Annotated in this window: 22 protein-coding genes and 1 riboswitch; of the genes, 17 read left to right on the top strand and 5 right to left on the bottom strand. The window is 62.9% G+C overall.

Going from position 1 to position 18376, the window contains the following annotated elements; genetic code table 11:
- Nucleotides 1-133 precede the first annotated feature (133 nt).
- Complete coding sequence (locus M1B34_RS07235) at nt 134-667, top strand: C40 family peptidase (protein WP_268264763.1); 534 nt, start codon at nt 134-136, stop codon at nt 665-667.
- 24 nt (nt 668-691) lie between these two features.
- A complete protein-coding gene (locus M1B34_RS07230) occupies nt 692-1354 on the top strand; it encodes a class I SAM-dependent methyltransferase (RefSeq protein WP_268264762.1) in 663 nt (220 codons plus the stop codon).
- Between the two features lie 2 nt (nt 1355-1356).
- Here M1B34_RS07230 and M1B34_RS07225 read toward each other — a convergent pair whose 3' ends face one another.
- Entirely contained in the window at nt 1357-2676 is a 1320-nt protein-coding gene (locus tag M1B34_RS07225) for a PQQ-dependent sugar dehydrogenase (protein WP_268264761.1), read from the bottom strand.
- A 73-nt stretch (nt 2677-2749) separates the two neighbouring features.
- Nucleotides 2750-3331, bottom strand: coding sequence for a hypothetical protein (locus M1B34_RS07220; protein ID WP_123328389.1), 582 nt, complete (start codon nt 3329-3331; stop codon nt 2750-2752).
- Between the two features lie 170 nt (nt 3332-3501).
- A riboswitch (cobalamin riboswitch) is annotated at nt 3502-3737 on the top strand.
- Nucleotides 3738-3820: 83 nt separating this feature from the next.
- Here M1B34_RS07220 and cobO point away from each other — a divergent pair.
- The 14 genes from cobO to M1B34_RS07150 all read left to right on the top strand — a co-directional run bounded on the left by cobO (nt 3821) and on the right by M1B34_RS07150 (nt 15128).
- The gene (gene cobO / locus M1B34_RS07215; protein ID WP_268264760.1) at nt 3821-4432 is read left to right on the top strand and encodes a cob(I)yrinic acid a,c-diamide adenosyltransferase; all 612 of its coding nucleotides are present in this window, start codon (nt 3821-3823) and stop codon (nt 4430-4432) included.
- Between the two features lie 10 nt (nt 4433-4442).
- A complete protein-coding gene (locus M1B34_RS07210; RefSeq protein ID WP_268264759.1) occupies nt 4443-5768 on the top strand; it encodes a cobyrinic acid a,c-diamide synthase CobB in 1326 nt (441 codons plus the stop codon).
- Complete coding sequence (gene bluB, locus M1B34_RS07205; protein ID WP_123328386.1) at nt 5765-6415, top strand: 5,6-dimethylbenzimidazole synthase; 651 nt, start codon at nt 5765-5767, stop codon at nt 6413-6415. Before M1B34_RS07210 ends, bluB begins: the two co-directional genes overlap by 4 nt.
- The gene (cbiB, locus tag M1B34_RS07200; protein ID WP_123328385.1) at nt 6412-7320 is read left to right on the top strand and encodes an adenosylcobinamide-phosphate synthase CbiB; all 909 of its coding nucleotides are present in this window, start codon (nt 6412-6414) and stop codon (nt 7318-7320) included. Before bluB ends, cbiB begins: the two co-directional genes overlap by 4 nt.
- A complete protein-coding gene (cobD, locus tag M1B34_RS07195; protein WP_268264758.1) occupies nt 7313-8305 on the top strand; it encodes a threonine-phosphate decarboxylase CobD in 993 nt (330 codons plus the stop codon). Before cbiB ends, cobD begins: the two co-directional genes overlap by 8 nt.
- A complete protein-coding gene (locus M1B34_RS07190) occupies nt 8302-9759 on the top strand; it encodes a cobyric acid synthase (protein ID WP_268264757.1) in 1458 nt (485 codons plus the stop codon). The genes cobD and M1B34_RS07190 overlap by 4 nt, the downstream gene beginning before the upstream one ends.
- Nucleotides 9760-9798: 39 nt before the next feature.
- Nucleotides 9799-10320, top strand: a complete 522-nt coding sequence (gene cobU / locus M1B34_RS07185) for a bifunctional adenosylcobinamide kinase/adenosylcobinamide-phosphate guanylyltransferase (RefSeq protein ID WP_268264756.1) — start codon at nt 9799-9801, stop codon at nt 10318-10320.
- A complete protein-coding gene (cobT, locus tag M1B34_RS07180) occupies nt 10317-11372 on the top strand; it encodes a nicotinate-nucleotide--dimethylbenzimidazole phosphoribosyltransferase (protein WP_268264755.1) in 1056 nt (351 codons plus the stop codon). Before cobU ends, cobT begins: the two co-directional genes overlap by 4 nt.
- On the top strand, nt 11369-11944 hold the full coding sequence (cobC, locus tag M1B34_RS07175) for an alpha-ribazole phosphatase family protein (RefSeq protein ID WP_268264754.1): 576 nt from the start codon (nt 11369-11371) through the stop codon (nt 11942-11944). The genes cobT and cobC overlap by 4 nt, the downstream gene beginning before the upstream one ends.
- 2 nt (nt 11945-11946) lie before the next feature.
- A complete protein-coding gene (locus M1B34_RS07170) occupies nt 11947-12678 on the top strand; it encodes an adenosylcobinamide-GDP ribazoletransferase (RefSeq protein WP_268264753.1) in 732 nt (243 codons plus the stop codon).
- A gap of 64 nt (nt 12679-12742) precedes the next feature.
- On the top strand, nt 12743-13147 hold the full coding sequence (locus tag M1B34_RS07165) for a MarR family winged helix-turn-helix transcriptional regulator (protein WP_268264752.1): 405 nt from the start codon (nt 12743-12745) through the stop codon (nt 13145-13147).
- Between the two features lie 52 nt (nt 13148-13199).
- Entirely contained in the window at nt 13200-14402 is a 1203-nt protein-coding gene (locus M1B34_RS07160) for an MFS transporter (RefSeq protein WP_425273499.1), read from the top strand.
- Complete coding sequence (locus M1B34_RS07155) at nt 14399-14521, top strand: hypothetical protein (RefSeq protein WP_259740341.1); 123 nt, start codon at nt 14399-14401, stop codon at nt 14519-14521. The genes M1B34_RS07160 and M1B34_RS07155 overlap by 4 nt, the downstream gene beginning before the upstream one ends.
- Before the next feature lie 55 nt (nt 14522-14576).
- Nucleotides 14577-15128, top strand: a complete 552-nt coding sequence (locus tag M1B34_RS07150) for a glutathione peroxidase (protein WP_123328376.1) — start codon at nt 14577-14579, stop codon at nt 15126-15128.
- A gap of 148 nt (nt 15129-15276) precedes the next feature.
- On the opposite strand, the gene M1B34_RS07145 is transcribed toward M1B34_RS07150, so the two are convergent.
- From M1B34_RS07145 to M1B34_RS07135, 3 genes are all read right to left on the bottom strand, one after another.
- Nucleotides 15277-16563: an OmpP1/FadL family transporter gene (locus M1B34_RS07145; RefSeq protein WP_268264751.1), complete on the bottom strand. Its 1287-nt coding sequence runs from the start codon at nt 16561-16563 to the stop codon at nt 15277-15279.
- A 142-nt stretch (nt 16564-16705) separates the two neighbouring features.
- Nucleotides 16706-17188 (bottom strand): hypothetical protein, encoded by a 483-nt coding sequence (locus tag M1B34_RS07140; protein WP_268264750.1) that lies wholly within the window; start codon nt 17186-17188, stop codon nt 16706-16708.
- Nucleotides 17189-17465: 277 nt separating this feature from the next.
- Nucleotides 17466-17690, bottom strand: a complete 225-nt coding sequence (locus M1B34_RS07135) for a hypothetical protein (RefSeq protein WP_007898912.1) — start codon at nt 17688-17690, stop codon at nt 17466-17468.
- 323 nt (nt 17691-18013) lie between these two features.
- On the opposite strand from M1B34_RS07135, the gene M1B34_RS07130 reads away from it, so the two are divergent.
- Entirely contained in the window at nt 18014-18322 is a 309-nt protein-coding gene (locus tag M1B34_RS07130) for a hypothetical protein (RefSeq protein WP_268264749.1), read from the top strand.
- Nucleotides 18323-18376: the final 54 nt, after the last annotated feature.

Below are 18376 nucleotides of genomic sequence, written 5' to 3'. Positions count from 1 at the left end.
TACTTGAAGTTTGAAGCGTAGCCGCTAGAATTCTGATCTATTGTTGAAACAAACCGCGTAAGCCCTGCTTACGCGGTTTTGTTTTCAGCGCCACGGCAGAGAAAGCCGCATCCCGATCAGGATTGTTCAGCTTATGTCGACGTCGGCCCGCCTCGCATTCATTGTTCTCGCAGCGCTGCTCAGCGCCTGCGCCAGCCGTACACCGCCTCCGGCGCAAGTGGTACGCACTCCCGTATTCAATCCCTCGCAAAACTTTTCTCCGGTCGCTGAAGACGTACTGTTTCGCGCCTTGGGCCTGGTCGGCACGCCTTATCGTTGGGGCGGCAACACCCCGGATTCGGGTTTTGATTGCAGCGGCCTGATCGGCTACGTGTACCGCGACGCCGCAGGCATCTCGCTGCCGCGCTCCACCCGGGAAATGATCGGTATGCAGGCCCCGGACGTGGGCAAGGATGCGTTGCAAACCGGCGACCTGATCTTTTTCGCCACCAATGGCGGCTCCCAGGTCAGCCATGCCGGCATCTATGTGGGCGAAGGCCGCTTTGTGCATGCCCCGGCCACCGGCGGTACGGTCAAGCTGGACAGCCTGTCCAAGGCCTATTGGCAAAAAGCCTATCTGAGTGCCAAGCGGGTGTTGCAGCCTGAGCATCTGGCGCGCATCCCCTAAGCGCCGTCCCTTGTCGAGGTAGCGATGACCGCCCGAACCCTCAGCCTCGACGACCCCCTCTATCAGTATCTGCTGGACGTCTCCCTGCGCGAGACGCCGTTGCTGCGTCGGCTGCGTGACGAAACCCAGGCCTTGCCCGAGGCTCGCTGGCAGGTGGCGCCGGAGCAGGGGCAATTTCTCGGGTTGCTGGTCAAGTTGCTGGGCGCCCGGCGTTTGCTGGAAGTTGGCACGTTCACCGGCTACAGCGCGCTGTGCATGGCTCAGGCGCTGCCGGAAGGGGGCTCGTTGCTGTGTTGCGACTTGCCGGGAAGCTACAACGCCACCGCCCAGGCGTATTGGCGGGAGGCTGGAGTCGCCGAGCGCATCGAATTGCGCCTGGCACCGGCCCTGGAAACCCTGGCCGCCCTGGAAGCCCAGGGCCAGGGCGCTACCTTCGACTTGATTTTTGTCGACGCCGACAAGGCCAACTACCCACGGTATCTGGAGAGCGCCCTGCGCCTGTTGCGCGAGGGCGGCTTGCTGCTGTTCGACAACACCTTGTGGAGCGGTCGGGTGCTGCAGGAGCAGCCCGACAGTGACGATACCCGTGCCATCCAGCAGCTCAACCTCGCCCTGAAGGATGATCGGCGTGTCGATCTGTCCCTGCTCCCCTTGGGCGATGGCTTGACCTTGTGCCGCAAGCGTTGAGCCTAGGGGGCCTTGCTGGCTGATACGCGCCAGATCGTGTTGCCCACATCGTCCGCCACCAGCAATGCCCCCTGTTTATCCACGGCCACGCCCACCGGACGCCCCATGGCTTTTTCGTCGGCATTGAGGAACCCCGTCAGCAGGTCAATAGGTGCGCCCTGGGGCTTACCGTTGGCGAAGGGCACGAGGATCACTTTGTAGCCGCTGTGGGGTTGGCGATTCCATGAACCGTGCTGGCCGATAAAGGCCCCTTGAGTAAAGGGCGCCGGCAGTTGGCTGCCTTCTGCAAACGCCAGCCCCAGCGACGCGGTATGGGGCCCAACCGCGTAATCCGGGGCAATGGCCTTGGCCACCTGCTGCGGGTTCTGTGGCGTGACTCGCACATCCACGTGTTGCCCGTAATAGCTGAAGGGCCAGCCGTAGAACGCCCCATCCTGCACCGAGGTGATGTAGTCCGGCACCAGGTCGCTGCCGATCTCATCGCGCTCGTTCACCGCTGTCCACAGCTGCCCGCTGTCGGGCTCCCAGGCCAGGCCGTTGGGGTTGCGCAGCCCTGAGGCAAAGATGCGCTGCCGGCCGCTGGCGCGGTCCACTTCCCAGATGGCTGCGCGGCCCTGTTCCTGGTCCAGGCCGTTTTCGCCAACGTTGCTGTTGGAGCCGACCGTGACGTACAGCTTGCTCCCGTCTTTGCTGGCGATGACGTTTTTGGTCCAGTGGTGATTCAGTGTGCCGCTGGGCAAGTCGACGACCTTGGTTGGCGCGACGCTGATTTGGGTGTCGCCCGTCCGGTAGGGAAAACGCAGCAGCCGATCGGTGTCGGCCACATACAGGTCGTTGCCCACGAGAGTCATGCCGAATGGCGAGTTGAGCTGATCGATCAATACCGTACGGGTTTCCGCGACGCCGTCGTGGTCCTGGTCGCGCAGCAGGGTGATGCGGTTGGCACTGGGCACAGCGGCGCCGGCACGGCCCATGACCTTGCCCATGACCCAGCCGCGAATGCCCTTGCTGTCATCGGGTTTGGGTGGCGCATTGGTTTCCGCCACCAGCACGTCACCGTTGGGCAGCACATAGAGCCAGCGTGGGTGGTCCAGGCCTTCGGCAAAGGCGGCGACCTGGGTGCCGGGCGCAGCGATTGGCTTGGCGCCCTGAGGCCAGCCGATCGCCGGGGCGATGTTCAGTGTCGGGATCAGGGTCTTGTTTGGTTCGGGCAGGGTCGGCGTGGGGCCGGTGCCATCGCTGACCTGCAGGCGCGCTGTTTCGCCGCAGGCGGCCAGGCCTGTGGCGACAGCGATCAATAGAAAGGCGTTGGGCTTGAACATGCGGGTTTCCCTATGCGTACACGAGGGGGTGTCTAGTCATAGAGGAACAGCGCTTACCGATGGTTCAAATCGTTCAGCGGGCCTCTTTGAACAGCACGGCGATACCTGGGTGGTAGTTACCGGCCTCGTTGCGCAGCTTGCGGTAGGCGTAGGGGAAGTACCAGGCGACGGCGCAACTGTGTTCCTTCTGCAAGTCGTCGACCATGTCCTGGAGTTCTTCCGGGGTGGCGCTGTGCTGGGCCTTTTGCGGGGCGACAAACAGGCAGCCAAGCCGCAGGTCGCTGGCGTAGCTGATGCTTTTTGCGGCGCTGGTGGCGTCCAGCAAGGCTTGGGTCAGGTTGAGGTTGTTGACCCGTGGCCAGCGCTGGGTGGCCTGGATATAGACGCGCTCGTCCTGGCTGGCAATGTAGAGGTCGGCGCGGCTGTTGCGATCGCCGTCTTCCTGCTGTTTTTTGCTCTGGGTCTGTTCCAGGGTGACCATTTCCGCCATCCAGGCTGCGGCAGACAGCAGGCCCAGGTTGGCGTGTTCATCGAACCAGTACGGTGTTTCGTTATCGCCGCGCACCGCGTTGTAGCGGTCAATGCAATCGAACCAGCGCTCCAGCAGGGGGCGCAGGAATTCCAGTCGTGGATTGCTGATGGTCATGCCTTGCATCGAACTCACCCTTATTGTTTGTGATTGGTCTGGGTACTTTTGCGGTTATGGCTATTTGATATCATTGCTTCCAGTGTGGCACAAGATTGGCGTCATTTTATTGATCTGTGGCCGTCTCCACGTGTCGCCGACGGCCGGCTTTAATTGACGCTCCACCCCCAACCCTCTAACCTTCGCGACTTGTTTCAGGTGCTCTGTGGCCCACGGTCGACAGAGTGAAACAGGGAAGCCGGTGAGTGCACGTTCCCCCAGTGGAACGGACGACGATTCCGGCGCTGCCCCCGCAACGGTAAATGAGTCAAGACTGCGCCTGATGCCACTGTGTCGAGTTCGATGCGGGAAGGCGCGCGGTCCGGCAGTGATGCCCCTCATGAGCCCGGAGACCGGCCTGATCCATCCAACGGCATCACGGTGGGCGATGCCAGGCTTGCGCCTTCTATACCCTTTTTTCCTGCCCCCCGTTATCCAGCCCCAACGGAGAGCTGCCCCATGACTGAATCCCCCGATCGTGACGAACGCCATGTGGCGCGGATGTTGCGCAAAAAAGCCGTGATCGACGAACGTATCGCCAACTCGCCCAACCAGTGCGGTTTGCTGCTGGTGTTGACTGGCAATGGCAAAGGCAAGAGCAGTTCGGCTTTCGGCATGCTCGCGCGCTCCATGGGCCACGGCATGCAATGCGGCGTGGTGCAATTCATCAAGGGCCGCAACAGCACCGGCGAAGAGTTGTTCTTCCGGCGTTTTCCCGAGCAAGTGCGCTTTCATGTGATGGGCGAGGGCTTTACCTGGGAGACCCAGGATCGCCAGCGTGATATCGCCGCCGCCGAAGCCGCATGGGCCGTGTCCCGCGAGTTGCTGCGCGACCCGTCCATCGGCCTGGTGGTGCTCGACGAACTTAATATTGCCCTCAAGCACGGTTACCTGGACCTGGATCAGGTGCTCAGCGACCTGCAGGCCCGTCCGCCCATGCAGCATGTGGTGGTGACCGGCCGTGGTGCCAAGCCGGAGATGATCGAGTTGGCCGATACCGTCACCGAAATGGGCGTGGTCAAGCACGCCTTTCAGGCTGGCATCAAGGCGCAGAAAGGGGTTGAACTGTGAGCGTCCCAGCATGAGTGAAGTTCGTCATTGCCCGGCGGTGTTGATCGCCGCACCGGCCTCCGGCCAGGGCAAGACCACCGTGACCGCTGCCCTGGCGCGCTTGCACCGTAACCAGGGGCGCAAGGTGCGGGTGTTCAAGTGCGGCCCGGACTTTCTTGACCCGATGATCCTTGAGCGCGCCAGTGGCGCACCGGTTTATCAGTTGGACATGTGGATGGTCGGCGAGCAGGAGAGCCGGCGTCTGTTGTGGGACGCCGCGGGCGAGGCCGATCTGATCCTGATCGAAGGGGTCATGGGGTTGTTCGACGGTACGCCGTCCAGCGCCGATCTGGCCCGGCACTTTGGCGTGCCGGTGCTGGGGGTGATCGATGGCACGGCCATGGCCCAGACGTTCGGTGCCCTGGCGTTGGGGTTGGCCCGTTATCAGCCCGATTTGCCGTTTGCCGGGGTGCTGGCCAATCGGGTCGGCACCCTGCGTCACGCGCAGTTGCTCGAAGGCAGCTTGACCGAAGGGCTGCGTTGGTATGGCGCGTTGTCCCGGGAGATCGGGATCGAATTGCCGAGCCGGCATCTGGGCCTGGTGCAGGCCAGCGAGCTGAATGATCTGGACGTGCGTTTGGACGCCGCGGCGCAAGCCCTGGCCAGCAGTTGCGAAGTGGCCCTGCCGCCGGCCGTGGCCTTTGCCGCTCCCCAGGTGCAGCCAGCCGAGCCGTTGCTGGAGGGGGTGCGGATCGCCGTTGCCCGTGACGAGGCTTTCGCCTTTACCTACGGCGCCAGCCTGGACCTGCTGCGGGCGATGGGGGCTGAACTGGCGTTTTTCTCGCCGATCCATGACCACCACCTACCCGAAGCCGACAGCCTGTACCTGCCGGGTGGTTACCCGGAGTTGCATCATCAAGCGCTAGCGGCCAATGCCTCGATGCTGGCGGCCATCCGCGCCCACCACGAAGCGGGCAAACCCTTGCTCGCAGAGTGCGGCGGCATGTTGTACCTGCTGGACTCCTTAACTGATGTCGAGGGCCAGCGTGCCGAGTTGCTGGGGTTGCTGCCGGGTGACGCGGTGATGCAAAAGCGTCTGGCGGCCCTGGCCCTGCAGGCGGTCGAGCTGCCGGAAGGCGCATTGCGCGGCCACACCTATCACCATTCGCTGACCACCACCGAGCAGGTGCCCATCGCCCGTGGCCTGAGCCCCAATGGCGGGCGCGGCGCGGAAGCGGTGTATCGCGACGGTCGGATGACGGCTTCCTACGTGCATTTCTACTTTCCCTCCAATCCCGCTGCGGTGGCGGCCTTGCTGGCGCCTGACGCCCATGGCAGCCGAGGGCGTGGCGAGTGACTGAGCTGGCTTTTTCCGAGGCAGAGCGTGAGGCGGTGTATCGCGCCATCGCCGAGCGCCGCGACATGCGTCATTTCACCGGTGGTGGCGTCGAGCCGGAGTTGTTGCGGCGCCTGCTGGAAGCAGCGCATCAGGCGCCCAGTGTCGGCTTGATGCAACCCTGGCGTTTTATCCGCATCAGCGATCGCGGGTTGCGCGGCCAGGTCCAGCAACTGGTGGAGGAGGAGCGGGTGCGCACCGCCGAAGCCTTGGGCGAACGCTCAGACGAGTTTATGAAGCTCAAGGTCGAAGGCATCAATGACTGCGCCGAGGTGCTGGTCGCGGCGTTGATGGATGACCGTGAACGGCATATCTTCGGCCGCCGTACCTTGCCGGAAATGGACCTGGCATCGCTGTCATGCGCGATCCAGAACCTGTGGCTGGCGGCCCGCGCCGAGGGCTTGGGCATGGGCTGGGTGTCGCTGTTCGAACCGCAAGCCCTGGCGGACCTGTTGGGCCTGCCCCCCGGGGCCAAGCCGCTGGCGGTGTTGTGCCTGGGGCCAGTAAGCGAATTTTATCCGGCGCCCATGCTGGTGCTGGAAGGCTGGGCGCAACCGCGTCCGCTGAATGAACTGTTGTTTGAGAATTACTGGGGAGTGGGTCAATGAGTGTGGCGTTGCTGAGTGTCGCCGGGGTCGCGCTGGATGCGCTGCTGGGCGAACCCAAACGCTGGCATCCGCTGGTGGCGTTCGGCGCGTTGGCCGATCGTATCGAGCAACGTTTCAACTCAGGTGGCCGCGGCTGGCGCAGCCATGGCGTGACCGCCTGGGTGTTGGCGGTATTGCCCCTGACCTTGTTGGCCACGGCGCTGTCCTGGCTGCCCTATATCGGCTGGCTGGTGGAAATCCTGGCGCTGTATTGCGCCCTTGGCCTGCGCAGCCTGGGTGAACACGTGCAGCCGGTGGCCCAGGCCTTGCGCGGTGGTGACCTGGAGACGGCGCGGCAGCGGGTCGGTTATCTGGTCAGCCGGGAAACGAGTGAACTGGACGCCACCGACGTGGCCCGTGCCGCCACCGAATCGGTGCTGGAAAATGGCAGCGACGCGGTGTTCGCGGCGCTGTTCTGGTTTGCCGTCGCCGGTGCGCCAGGGGTGGTGTTGTACCGGTTGAGCAATACCCTGGACGCGATGTGGGGCTATCGCAATGAACGCTTTGAGCGTTTCGGCTGGGCGGCGGCCAAAATCGATGACCTGCTCAACTACATTCCGGCGCGTTTGGTGGCCCTGACGTACGCGTTGCTGGGCAAGACTCGCCTGGCCTTGAGTTGCTGGCGACGCCAGGGGCCGACCTGGGACAGCCCCAACGCCGGTCCGGTCATGGCCGCCGGCGCCGGTGCCCTGGGGGTTGAGCTGGGCGGCGCGGCCACCTACCACGGCGAGTTGCATCAGCGGCCGACGCTGGGTGAGGGGGCCGTGGCGGACGCCGACGCCATCGAGCGTGGTTGGCAACTGGTGCAGCGCGGGGTCTGGTTGTGGCTGTTGATCCTCTGCGTGGGGGCGGAATTTTATGCTTGAGCATGGCGGCCGGTTACGCCAGGCGGCGCAGCAATACGGTATTGCCGAGGAGGCCTGGCTGGACCTGTCCAGCGGCCTCGCGCCCTGGCCCTTTGCAGTGCCGGACATCCCCTTGCGCGCCTGGGCTCGCCTGCCGGAAACCGATGACGGCCTGGAGCAGGCCGCGTGCGCCTATTACGGCGTGAGCCAGGTGTTGCCGGTGGCGGGCTCCCAGGCGGCGATTCAACTGCTGCCGCGCCTACGGCGGCCGGGCAAGGTTGGCGTGCTGTCACCTTGTTATGCCGAGCATGCCGAAGCCTGGCGGCGCAGCGGTTACATCGTGCGCGAAGTGCTGGAGCAGGAAGTGGACTTTTTCCTCGACAGCCTGGACGTGTTGGTGGTGGTCAACCCGAACAACCCCACGGGGCTGAGCCTGTCGCCTCAGCGCCTGCTGGACTGGCACGCACGCCTGGCCCAGCGCGGCGGCTGGCTGGTGGTGGACGAGGCCTTTATGGATAACACCCCGCACCTGAGCCTGGCGGCCCATACCCAGCAGGTTGGGCTGATTGTGTTGCGCTCCTTTGGCAAGTTCTTCGGCCTGGCCGGGGTGCGCCTGGGGTTTGTCCTCGCGGAACGCAAGCTGCTCCGGTTGCTGGCCGAACAGGTCGGGCCCTGGGCGGTCAGCGGGCCGACTCGGGTACTGGGCCAGGCCTGCCTGCGCGATACCGAAGGGCAGCGGCGCCAACGCCTGCGCACTGAAGAGGCGAGCCTGCGTCTGGCCCAGATGCTGGCGCAGAACGGCTTGAAACCCCATGGCGGCTGCGCCTTGTTCCAGTGGCTGATCCACGCCGACGCCGAGCGCTTGCACGAATTCTTGGCGCAGCGCGGCATCCTCTTGCGCCTGTTCGTGCACAACAGCAGCCTGCGCTTTGGCCTGCCGGCCGACGAAGCCGATTGGGCGCGTCTTGAACAGGCGCTGCAAGCCTATTCCAAGGAACATCCATGAGCACATTGATGGTCCAGGGCACCACCTCGGATGCCGGTAAAAGCACATTGGTGACGGCCCTGTGTCGCTGGCTGGTACGCCAGGGCGTGGCGGTGGTGCCGTTCAAACCGCAGAACATGGCCCTCAACAGTGCGGTCACTGCCGATGGCGGCGAGATCGGCCGGGCCCAGGCGGTGCAGGCTCAGGCGTCTTTCCTTGAGCCCCACACCGACATGAATCCGGTGCTGCTCAAACCCAACAGCGATACCGGGGCCCAGGTGATCATTCACGGGCGTGCCGTCACCAGCATGAATGCGGTGGCCTATCACGACTACAAAGCCATCGCCATGCAGGCGGTGCTGGCCTCTCACCAGCGCCTGAGCGCGACCTATCCGGTGGTGATGGTCGAAGGCGCCGGCTCGCCGGCGGAGATCAACCTGCGTGCCGGCGATATTGCCAACATGGGCTTTGCCGAGGCGGTGGATTGCCCGGTGCTGCTGATCGCCGATATCAATCGCGGCGGTGTGTTCGCCCACTTGGTCGGCACCCTGGAGTTGCTTTCGCCCAGCGAGCAGGCGCGGGTCAAAGGTTTCATCATCAACCGCTTCCGTGGCGATATCGCTTTACTGCAACCGGGGCTGGATTGGCTGGAAGCCAGGACCGGCAAACCGGTGATCGGCGTATTGCCCTACGTGCTGGACCTGCACCTGGAAGCCGAGGACGGCATCGACCAGCGCCAGGCCGACAAGGTCGAGCAGGTATTGAAGGTGGTGGTGCCGGTGCTGCCGCGCATCAGCAATCACACCGACTTCGATCCGCTGCGCCTGCACCCTCAGGTGGATTTGCAATTCGTCGGCCCCGGCCAGGACATCCCTCCCGCAGACCTGATCATTCTCCCCGGCTCCAAGAGCGTGCGCGGCGATCTGGCCTACCTGCGCGCCAATGGCTGGGAGACGGCGATTGCCCGGCACCTGCGCTACGGCGGCAAAGTGCTGGGAATCTGCGGCGGCTTGCAGATGCTGGGCCAGCAGGTGCATGACCCGCTGGGCCTGGAAGGGGCGGCCGGTTCCAGTGCCGGCCTGGGCCTGCTGGACTTTGAAACGGTGCTCGAAGAAGAGAAGCAACTGCGCAATGTGCGCGGGCGCCTGGGCCTGGAGAACGCCGAGGTCAGCGGCTATGAAATTCATGCCGGGGTCACCCGTGGGCCGGCCCTGGAGCGAGCCGCCGTGTACCTGGACGACGGTCGTTGCGACGGTGCCCAGAGCGCCGACGGGCAGATCTTCGGCACCTACCTGCATGGGCTGTTCGAGTCCCCGGCGGCCAGCAGCGCACTGTTGCGTTGGGCCGGCCTGGCCGAGGTGCAAACGGTTGACTACCACGGCTTGCGTGAGCGCGATATCGAGCGCCTGGCGGACCTGGTGGAGCAGCACCTGGATACCCGCTATTTGCGCGAACTCTGTGGGCTCCCGGCTTAGTAGAGCGGCGCTTCTTTTTCATTTCATAGGTGTTCCAGCATGCTGCAACTGATCCTCGGCGGTGCCCGTTCCGGCAAGAGTCGCCTGGCTGAACAACTGGCCCAGGGCACGGGCCTGGCGGTGACCTACATCGCCACCAGCCAGCCGCTGGATGGCGAGATGAGCGAGCGTGTTCGCCAGCATCGCCAGCGTCGTCCGGCGGACTGGGGCCTGATCGAAGAGCCCCTGGCCCTGGCGCGGGTGCTGCAAGAAGCGGCTCGGCCCGATCAGTGCCTGCTGGTGGACTGCCTGACCCTATGGCTGACCAACCTGCTGATGCTCGAAGACCCGCAGCGACTGGTCGCCGAGCGTGACGCGTTGCTGCACGGCCTGGCTGAACTGCCGGGTGAAATTATTGTTGTCAGCAACGAGACCGGAATGGGTGTCGTGCCGCTGGGCGAATTGACTCGCCGCTATGTCGATGAAGCCGGTTGGTTGCATCAAGCCCTGGCCGAGCGTTGTCAGCGAGTGGTGCTGACGGTGGCCGGCCTGCCCCTGACTTTGAAAGGAACTGCGTTATGAATCACTCCTGGTGGCTGGAACCGTGCAAGGCCGTTGATATCCAGGTCCTTGAGCAAGCCGAAGCCCGTCAGCAGCAACTGACCAAGCCGGCCGGTTCCCTCGGGCAGCTGGAGCACCTGGCGGTGCAACTGGCCGGCTTGCAGGGGCGGCTGAAGCCGAGCCTGGAGCAGCTGTGGATTGCCATCTTTGCCGGCGATCACGGGGTGGTGGCGGAAGGGGTGTCGGCCTACCCGCAAGCGGTCACCGGGCAGATGCTGTTGAACTTCGTCAGCGGCGGCGCGGCCATCAGCGTTCTGGCGCGGCAGTTGGGGGCGCAGTTGGAGGTGGTCGACCTGGGGACGGTGACCCCGGACTTGAAGCTGCCAGGGGTTCGGCACCTGAACCTGGGGGCCGGCACGGCCAATTTCACCCAGGGGCCGGCCATGACTCAGGCCCAGGGCGAACTGGCCCTGCAGGCTGGGCGTGACAGTGCGCGTCGGGCCCAGGCCGCCGGTGCCCAGTTGTTTATCGGCGGAGAGATGGGCATCGGCAACACCACGGCGGCCAGCGCCATTGCCTGCGCGTTGCTGGACATTCCGGTGGCGCAACTGGCGGGGCCGGGTACCGGCCTGAATGCCGCCGGGGTCAACCACAAGGCCCAGGTGATCGAGCGTGCGTTGGCGGTGCACGCGGCTCAGCGGGGTGACGTCCTGCAGACCTTGTTCAACCTCGGCGGCTTTGAAGTCGCGGCGTTGGTGGGGGCGTATCTGGCCTGTGCCCAGGAGGGCATCGCGGTGCTGGTGGATGGCTTTATCTGCAGCGTCGCGGCGTTGGTCGCCGTGCGCTTGAATCCGGCCTGCCGCCCTTGGCTGCTGTTCGGGCACCGTGGCGCAGAGCCGGGCCACCGGCATGTGCTGCAGACCCTTGAGGCTCAGCCGTTGCTGGATCTGGGGTTGCGCCTGGGCGAGGGCAGCGGCGCGGCGTTGGCGGTGCCGTTGCTGCGTCTGGCCTGCGACCTGCACGGGCAGATGGCGACCTTCGCCGAGGCGGCTGTGGCCGATCGTCCGGCATGACCTTGATTCTCGACCTGTTGCGCCATGGTGAGACCGAACTGGGTGGCGGCTTGCGCGGCAGCCTGGACGATGCGCTGACCGCCAAGGGCTGGGCGCAGATGCGCGACACCGTTGAGGGCCAGGGTCCCTGGGATCGCTTGGTGAGTTCACCGCTGCAACGCTGCGCACGTTTCGCCGATGAACTGGGGGGGCGTCTCGGCTTGCCAGTGACCCTGGAACCGGGTCTGCAGGAACTGCACTTCGGCGTCTGGGAGGGGCAAAGCGCGGCGGCCTTGATGGACACCGATGCTGAGGCGCTGGGCCGGTTCTGGGCCGATCCCTATGGCTTCACGCCGCCTCAAGGTGAGCCGGTGCTGGCTTTCTCCGAGCGGGTGCTGGCGGCGGTCGAGCGCTTGCGGCTGGCCTACGCTGGCGAGCGGGTCTTGCTGATCAGCCATGGCGGGGTGATGCGCCTGTTACTGGCCAGGGCCCGGGGCTTGCCTCGGGAGCAATTGCTGAATGTCGAGGTCGCTCACGGCGCGCTGTTCTCGTTGCGCGTTGGTGCCGATGGGTTGTTGAGCGAGGGCGTCTGAGCATGTTGCCTTTCTGGATTGCCCTGCAGTTTCTCAGCAGCCTGCCCATTCGCTTGCCGGGCATGCCCGAGCCTCAGGAACTGGGGCGCTCCTTGCTGTTCTATCCGTTGGTGGGGCTGCTGTTTGGCGCGCTGTTGTGGGCCTTGAACGCTTTGCTGGCCGGAGCTCCGGTGTTGCTGCATGCGGCGCTGTTGCTCGCTGCCTGGGTCTGGCTCAGCGGCGGGTTGCATCTGGATGGGTTGGCGGACAGCGCTGATGCCTGGCTGGGCGGTTTCGGTGATCGTGAGCGCACCTTGAGCATCATGAAGGACCCGCGCAGCGGCCCGATTGCCGTGATTACGTTGGTGCTGGTGTTGCTGCTCAAGTTCACGGCGCTGGTGGCCCTGATCGAGGGGCAACACGCTGAGGCCTTGTTGTTGGCGCCGCTGCTCGGTCGCAGTGCCTTGCTCGGGTTGTTTTTGACTACGCCGTACGTGCGCTCTGGTGGCTTGGGGCAGGCTTTGGCGGATCACTTGCCGCGCCGTGCCGGTCGCCAGGTGCTGTTGCTCAGTGGTCTGGCCTGTGTGCTGATTGCCGGTTACCCGGGGCTGTTTGCCCTGGCCCTGGCCCTGGCGTTGTTCGGCTGGCTGCGCTGGCTGATGATGCAACGCCTGGCGGGCACCACGGGGGACACCGCAGGAGCCTTGCTGGAATTGCTTGAGGTGGCGGTATTGGTGGGGCTGGCGCTGCTGTAATTACGCGGTGCTCGTGACCCTGAAAAATCTTGCTTTCCGTTAATCCCGGGTATATACACGCACCATGCTTCCTTCCCAATGTTTGTGCATCAACCTGCGTCGCGCCGCCCGGGGTGTCAGCAGGCACTACGACGGCGCCCTCGACGGCTTCGGGATCAACGTCGCCCAATATTCCTTGCTGTGCAATCTGCAGCGATTGCAGGAGCCGAGCATCTCCAGCCTGGCGGAAGCCATGGGCCTGGATCGCAGCACCCTCGGGCGCAACTTGCGGGTGTTGGAGGGCGAAGGTTTGCTGACCCTGGCCGAGGGAGAGGACCAGCGTAATCGTATTGTTCGCCTCACGGCTGCGGGCGAGGAGCGGCTACAGGCCGCCTTGCCGGCTTGGGAGGCGGCCCAGGAGCGCCTGATCGAGCGCCTGGGTGTGGAAAAACGCGAGGCCCTGTTGGCCTTGCTTAACGAACTGGCTTGACGCCCCTGCGTTTGCCTATAAGCGGGTATATACCCGCAAGCGGAGAATAAGAATGACATCGATGTGGCGTACCAGTGGCTGGGTTCTGCTCGGCAGTGCGTTGATCCTGGCGCTGTCCCTGGGGGTCAGGCACGGGTTTGGTTTGTTCCTGCCACCGATGAGCGCTCAGTTTGGCTGGGGGCGTGAAGTCTTTGCCTTCGCCATCGCCCTGCAAAACCTGATTTGGGGCCTGGCCCAACCCTTTACCGGCGCCCTGGCCGACCGCTTCGGGGCGGCCAAAGTGGTGTTGGTGGGCGGTGTGCTCTATGCCGTCGGCCTGTTGTTCATGGGCTTGGCCGACTCGCCGATGTCCCTGTCCTTGAGTGCGGGCCTGTTGATCGGTATCGGCCTGTCCGGGACCTCGTTCTCGGTGATTCTCGGGGTGGTGGGGCGCGCGGTGCCGGCCGAGAAACGCAGCATGGGCATGGGTATTGCCAGCGCCGCGGGGTCTTTTGGCCAGTTCGCGATGTTGCCAGGCACCCTGGGTTTGATCGGCTGGCTCGGTTGGTCGAGCGCGTTGTTGGTCCTTGGCCTGTTGGTGGCGTTGATCGTGCCGCTGGTGAGCATGCTCAAGGACAAGCCATTGCCGGTCCTTGGGCATGAGCAGAGCCTCTCTCAGGCGCTGCGTGAGGCTTGTTCCCATTCGGGGTTCTGGCTGCTGGCCTTCGGCTTTTTTGTCTGTGGCTTCCAGGTGGTGTTTATTGGCGTGCACCTGCCGGCCTATCTGGTGGATCAGCATTTGCCGGCCACAGTGGGCACCACGGTGCTGGCGCTGATCGGTTTGTTCAATATCTTCGGCACCTACACCGCCGGCTGGCTGGGCGGGCGCATGTCCAAGCCGCGCCTGCTGACCGGCCTGTACTTGCTGCGCGCCGTGGTGATCGGCTTGTTCCTCTGGTTGCCAGTGACTCAGACCAGCGCTTACCTGTTCGGCATGGCCATGGGGTTTCTCTGGCTGTCCACCGTGCCCCTGACCAATGGCACGGTGGCCACCCTGTTCGGTGTACGTAACCTGTCCATGCTCGGTGGCATTGTCTTTCTGTTCCATCAACTGGGTTCGTTTCTGGGTGGCTGGCTCGGTGGCGTGGTGTATGACCGCACCGGGAGTTACGACCTGATATGGCAGGTGGCGATTCTTCTGAGTCTGCTGGCGGCAGCCCTCAACTGGCCTGTGCGCGAGCGTCCGGTGGCGCGCCTGCAAGCGAGCGCGGCGTGAGGCGCAGCTTGTTCTGCGGCATCGCCCTGGCAGCGGTCATGGCGCTGCTGTGGCTGGCCTGGTGGGGCTGGCAGCGCGGTGGGTTGGCGCTGATGCAGTTGGGCATGGGCGCTTGCTAGACCGGCGAGGGGGCGAGTAACGTCATCCTTTGACGATCCTTCAAGGACACTGGACATGGTGATGCGCTGGTTTGTTGTTCCGACTGTGCTGGTTGCGTTTGCGACTTCGACCTGGGCGGCGGAATGCCCCTCGGTGCTGCAAGGCTCCGTGCAAAAGCTGCGGTCAAAAGAGTCCATTGACTTGTGCCAGCAGTTTGCGGGTAAGCCGCTGGTGGTGGTCAATACCGCGAGCTTTTGCGGCTTTGCCCCTCAATTCAAAGGCCTTGAGGCGCTGTACCAGCGTTACAAGGGCCAGGGGCTGGAGGTGTTGGGCGTGCCCTCCAATGACTTCAAGCAAGAGTCCAAGGATGGCGAGGAGACAGCCAAGGTCTGCTACGTCAATTACGGTGTGACCTTCACCATGACCGAGCCGCAAAAGGTCAAGGGTGACGACGCGGTTCACCTGTTCAAGGTCTTGGCCCAGCAGAGCAGCGCACCGAAGTGGAATTTTTACAAATACGTGGTGGATCGTCAGGGCAAGGTGATTGCCAGTTTCTCAAGCCTGACCAAGCCCGATGACCCCGCATTGATTGAAGCCGTGGAAAAAGCCCTGGCTTCACAACCCTAAGCTCGCCAGCACAGGCCTTTTGTAGGCGTCGGCTTGCCGGCGACGCCTTCCTCAATGACGCCCTCAGCCGACAACCAACAAAAAAAGCCCCGCATCCAAGGATGCGGGGCTTTTTCATTTGGCTGGCGAGCAGCGCTCACCCTCCACGTTAGAAGCGGTAGGTGGCCCCTACGCCAAAACCATTGGCGCTGTTTTTGTATTCGGCGCTGTAGTTTTGGTTGAGCTCGTTGCTGCCGCCAACCTTGACCTTTTCTTCCTTGAGATAGGAGTAGGCCACGTCGATGGTCAGGTCATCGGTTGGGCTCCAGCCAGCGCCTAGGCTGAAGATCGTGCGGTCACCGGTAGGAATGCGTGGCGAACGATCGGTGTTGTTGGTCGGCGCCTGGTCGAAGGTCAGGCCGGTACGCAGTACCCACTGCTTGTTCAACTGGTAGGAAGTACCAATGGCGTACGCCCAGGTGTCGTGCCAGTTCTGTTCTTCGGTGATGCTGTCCAGCCCAAGAATGGGGGCGAGGCCGCCGCCGGTGGTGGCGCTGACACCTTCGTTGTTGACGGTGATTTCTTTCAGTCGGCTCCAGCGGGTCCAGGTGGTACCGGCATAGAGTTTCCAGGCATCGTTCAGGTCCTGGGTGACCGAGAGGTCATAGGATTCCGGGGTTTCGATTTTCAGCGAAGCGTCGTAGCGGTTGCTTCTCAGGAGCAATGGGTTGGTGCCCGCGCCTGCGGTGACCTCGGTGTGGCCTTCCAGCTTGTAGTTGACCTTGGAGTGGTAGGTCAGGCCGACGCGTGTGGTGTCGGTGGCTTGCACCAGAACACCGATGTTGAAGCCGTACCCGATGTCGTCACCCTTGATCTTCACGTTGCCGTCGTTGGGCGAGACAGGCGTGGTCAGGGCTGATTCCAGGGTCCCGGAAATACGGTTGATGGTCGGGCCAAAACCTACCGAGACCTTGTCGTTGAAGGCATAGCTGACGGTCGGCTGGAAGGTCACGACTTTAACTTCGCTGTTGCTGCCGAAGTTACGGCCCTGGAAGTTGCTTTCGTAGTTGGTCACCAGGCCGAACGGTGCGTAGACTCCGAGGCCGAAAGCCCAATGGTCGTCGATTGGCTTGACGTAGTAACCCATGGGTACGGCGGTGAACGGCACCATGTCGCCTTTGTTGGTCCCCGATTGGCTGCCGCTGGCATCGTTGATGTCGGTGGAGGCGTCGATCGCCGCCAGGCCGCCAGTCACTTGTTGGCGTTTCAGACGCGACATACCGGCCGGGTTGCCAAACACGGTGCTTGCATCATCGGCAGAGGAAGAGCGACCTGCGAAACCAGTACCCATCCCGCTGATGCTTTGTTCGTTGAGGGCAAAGCCGCTCGCGAAGAGTTGGCTGGAGGCCAGGGCAACGGCGAGGCTGATGGTGGATTTGAGCATTACTTTTTTCATTATTAGAACTCCTGGTGATCACCGGGGCGAAAATTACCAACATTTTGATCCCAGCGCTATAGGCGGAAACAGTTGATTTAGAGCGGTTTTGTAGGACAATCCGACCAAATTGGCGATTTTTCACCGATTTTAAAAAGGTCGATCAGCAGGCGAGTGGGCTTGGCGGCGAGACACAGGTTTGCCAGGCACAGGTGAAGTCCCTGAGACGTCCTTGTGGTTGAAAGGTCTTCCTCCAGATGCGGGCCATACCGATCAAATCGTCGGCGGCCGGGAGCGGAGTGTGCTGTTCTTCGATCAATAGCCAGGCGATGGCGGTGGCGTAACGCAGGTTGACGGTAAGTTCCAGGTGGGGCCCGTTGAGGAACGCATGCTGGCTGGCCAGCCCGCGTACCAGGCTGGCGCGCTCGGGGTCCAGGGCCAGGTAATGATCCCAGAGGGCTTGGTGGCGCAGCTCGGCGATGCGATACAGGCCATGGCCACGTCGATCATGCAGGGCGGAGCCCAGTGCGGATTGGCTGGCGGCGATGCCCAGCAATAAGCTTTCAGCGGTTTTGCTGTGGCTGCCCAGGTAAATCAGCGTCGGGCGGATGACATAGCGGCACAGTTCGCTGGCGGCGATACCCATAAAGCCCTCGAAGCGTGAAAGTGACCGGCGAGGTCTGGGGGGGGGCTTGGCAGCTGTGAGTCGGGTCAGGCTCGCCGGAAGCGGTGTGTGCCGCCTGAGTTGAAGTGTAGTGTCATATCTTTGATGTAAAGGTCTGTTTTTAAAATATTTCCGTCTTCTTGTTATAAGGCTTATAGCTGTTGGTGTTGTTCATTTGCCTTTGCATGCGCGAAATTCGGGCAAGAAAAAGCCCCGCTGTTCAGGCGAGGCTTTGAGGGGGTTCAGCGTTCTGGCGTTTTTAGGCAACCAGTGCCTGACGCGTACGCTCGATGACCGCTTGCAGCGGTTCGGCGCTGGAATACTGGTCGGGGTACAGGCGTTCGCTGTGACGGGCGATACCGTGTTCGTTGACCAGGGTGAAGCTGAAGCAGCCTTTGCGAGCGGCCATGATCAGGCAGTTCATTGGAGCAAAAGCATTGGTGAGGGTGCGAATGGCATCCTGAGTGTGGATTTGAGTCGACATAGTTATTAGGTGTTCCTACAAATGACACGGTTAAGAACCGTGCAACGTTAAAACGTTCCAGTAACGTCGACCACCATTGGTCTGACGAAGAACCTGACTGGAACAAAGCAGCCAGTGGCAAGCGCGTTAATAAGTGTGCGCTAAGGCTGGCAGGTAGGTACTTAGGAGGGCAGGCAGCACGACGGGGGCAAAGGTTCTGGGCCCCAGGTGAAGATCCTGATCAATTTGCAGGTTGGTTAGGTCAGAGTAAAAAAGACTTGGCGACGGCTCTTGAGAATTGCTCAAGGTGGCGTCTGCGTAAGTTTTACCTGGAAACCATCGAGGTGGTCGATCCCTTGTTGTCGATGCCGTTCCGCGTTGTCGGGAAGGGTATCGGGGGACTTTTTCGACCAGAATTGACTTTTCAGCTTGGTACAAACGGGGCGGATGATAACGGATCGAATCCTGGATGGGAAGGCCTGATGCAAAAGTATTTTTTTGAGCAGCCGATCAGGAATTTTCTCGTGCAGATGTGCGAAAGCCAGGCAGGCCATAGGGTGTCGATCCGTATGGAGGTTGTCACCGTTGTTCTCCACAAATTGGGCAAAAAAATGCGCCCCTATAACGGCTGGAATGCCACTTGTGCACATTAGTTGCGCTGCCAGTGACCGGGTCGCCCTCGCGTATCCGGTTCCCTCCATTGCCTG

Source organism: Pseudomonas morbosilactucae, assembly GCF_023241715.1.
Classification (GTDB): Bacteria; Pseudomonadota; Gammaproteobacteria; order Pseudomonadales; family Pseudomonadaceae; genus Aquipseudomonas; species Aquipseudomonas morbosilactucae.
The sequence above is the reverse complement of the archived record's forward strand: the minus strand, read 5'-3'. Positions and strand labels throughout refer to the sequence as shown.

Excerpts from the sequence above, each read along its gene's own strand:
- M1B34_RS07145 (WP_268264751.1), bottom strand. The coding sequence starts at position 16,563 with ATGAAAAAAGTAATGCTCAAATCCACCATCAGCCTCGCCGTTGCCCTG.
- M1B34_RS07135 (WP_007898912.1), bottom strand. The coding sequence starts at position 17,690 with ATGTCGACTCAAATCCACACTCAGGATGCCATTCGCACCCTCACCAAT.
- M1B34_RS07230 (WP_268264762.1), top strand. The coding sequence starts at position 692 with ATGACCGCCCGAACCCTCAGCCTCGACGACCCCCTCTATCAGTATCTG.
- M1B34_RS07220 (WP_123328389.1), bottom strand. The coding sequence starts at position 3,331 with ATGCAAGGCATGACCATCAGCAATCCACGACTGGAATTCCTGCGCCCC.
- M1B34_RS07160 (WP_425273499.1), top strand. The coding sequence starts at position 13,200 with ATGACATCGATGTGGCGTACCAGTGGCTGGGTTCTGCTCGGCAGTGCG.
- cobU (WP_268264756.1), top strand. The coding sequence starts at position 9,799 with ATGCTGCAACTGATCCTCGGCGGTGCCCGTTCCGGCAAGAGTCGCCTG.
- cobD (WP_268264758.1), top strand. The coding sequence starts at position 7,313 with ATGCTTGAGCATGGCGGCCGGTTACGCCAGGCGGCGCAGCAATACGGT.
- M1B34_RS07170 (WP_268264753.1), top strand. The coding sequence starts at position 11,947 with ATGTTGCCTTTCTGGATTGCCCTGCAGTTTCTCAGCAGCCTGCCCATT.
- M1B34_RS07140 (WP_268264750.1), bottom strand. The coding sequence starts at position 17,188 with ATGGGTATCGCCGCCAGCGAACTGTGCCGCTATGTCATCCGCCCGACG.
- M1B34_RS07225 (WP_268264761.1), bottom strand. The coding sequence starts at position 2,676 with ATGTTCAAGCCCAACGCCTTTCTATTGATCGCTGTCGCCACAGGCCTG.
- cobT (WP_268264755.1), top strand. The coding sequence starts at position 10,317 with ATGAATCACTCCTGGTGGCTGGAACCGTGCAAGGCCGTTGATATCCAG.
- M1B34_RS07165 (WP_268264752.1), top strand. The coding sequence starts at position 12,743 with ATGCTTCCTTCCCAATGTTTGTGCATCAACCTGCGTCGCGCCGCCCGG.
- cobO (WP_268264760.1), top strand. The coding sequence starts at position 3,821 with ATGACTGAATCCCCCGATCGTGACGAACGCCATGTGGCGCGGATGTTG.
- M1B34_RS07210 (WP_268264759.1), top strand. The coding sequence starts at position 4,443 with ATGAGTGAAGTTCGTCATTGCCCGGCGGTGTTGATCGCCGCACCGGCC.
- M1B34_RS07190 (WP_268264757.1), top strand. The coding sequence starts at position 8,302 with ATGAGCACATTGATGGTCCAGGGCACCACCTCGGATGCCGGTAAAAGC.
- cobC (WP_268264754.1), top strand. The coding sequence starts at position 11,369 with ATGACCTTGATTCTCGACCTGTTGCGCCATGGTGAGACCGAACTGGGT.
- cbiB (WP_123328385.1), top strand. The coding sequence starts at position 6,412 with ATGAGTGTGGCGTTGCTGAGTGTCGCCGGGGTCGCGCTGGATGCGCTG.
- M1B34_RS07235 (WP_268264763.1), top strand. The coding sequence starts at position 134 with ATGTCGACGTCGGCCCGCCTCGCATTCATTGTTCTCGCAGCGCTGCTC.
- M1B34_RS07150 (WP_123328376.1), top strand. The coding sequence starts at position 14,577 with ATGGTGATGCGCTGGTTTGTTGTTCCGACTGTGCTGGTTGCGTTTGCG.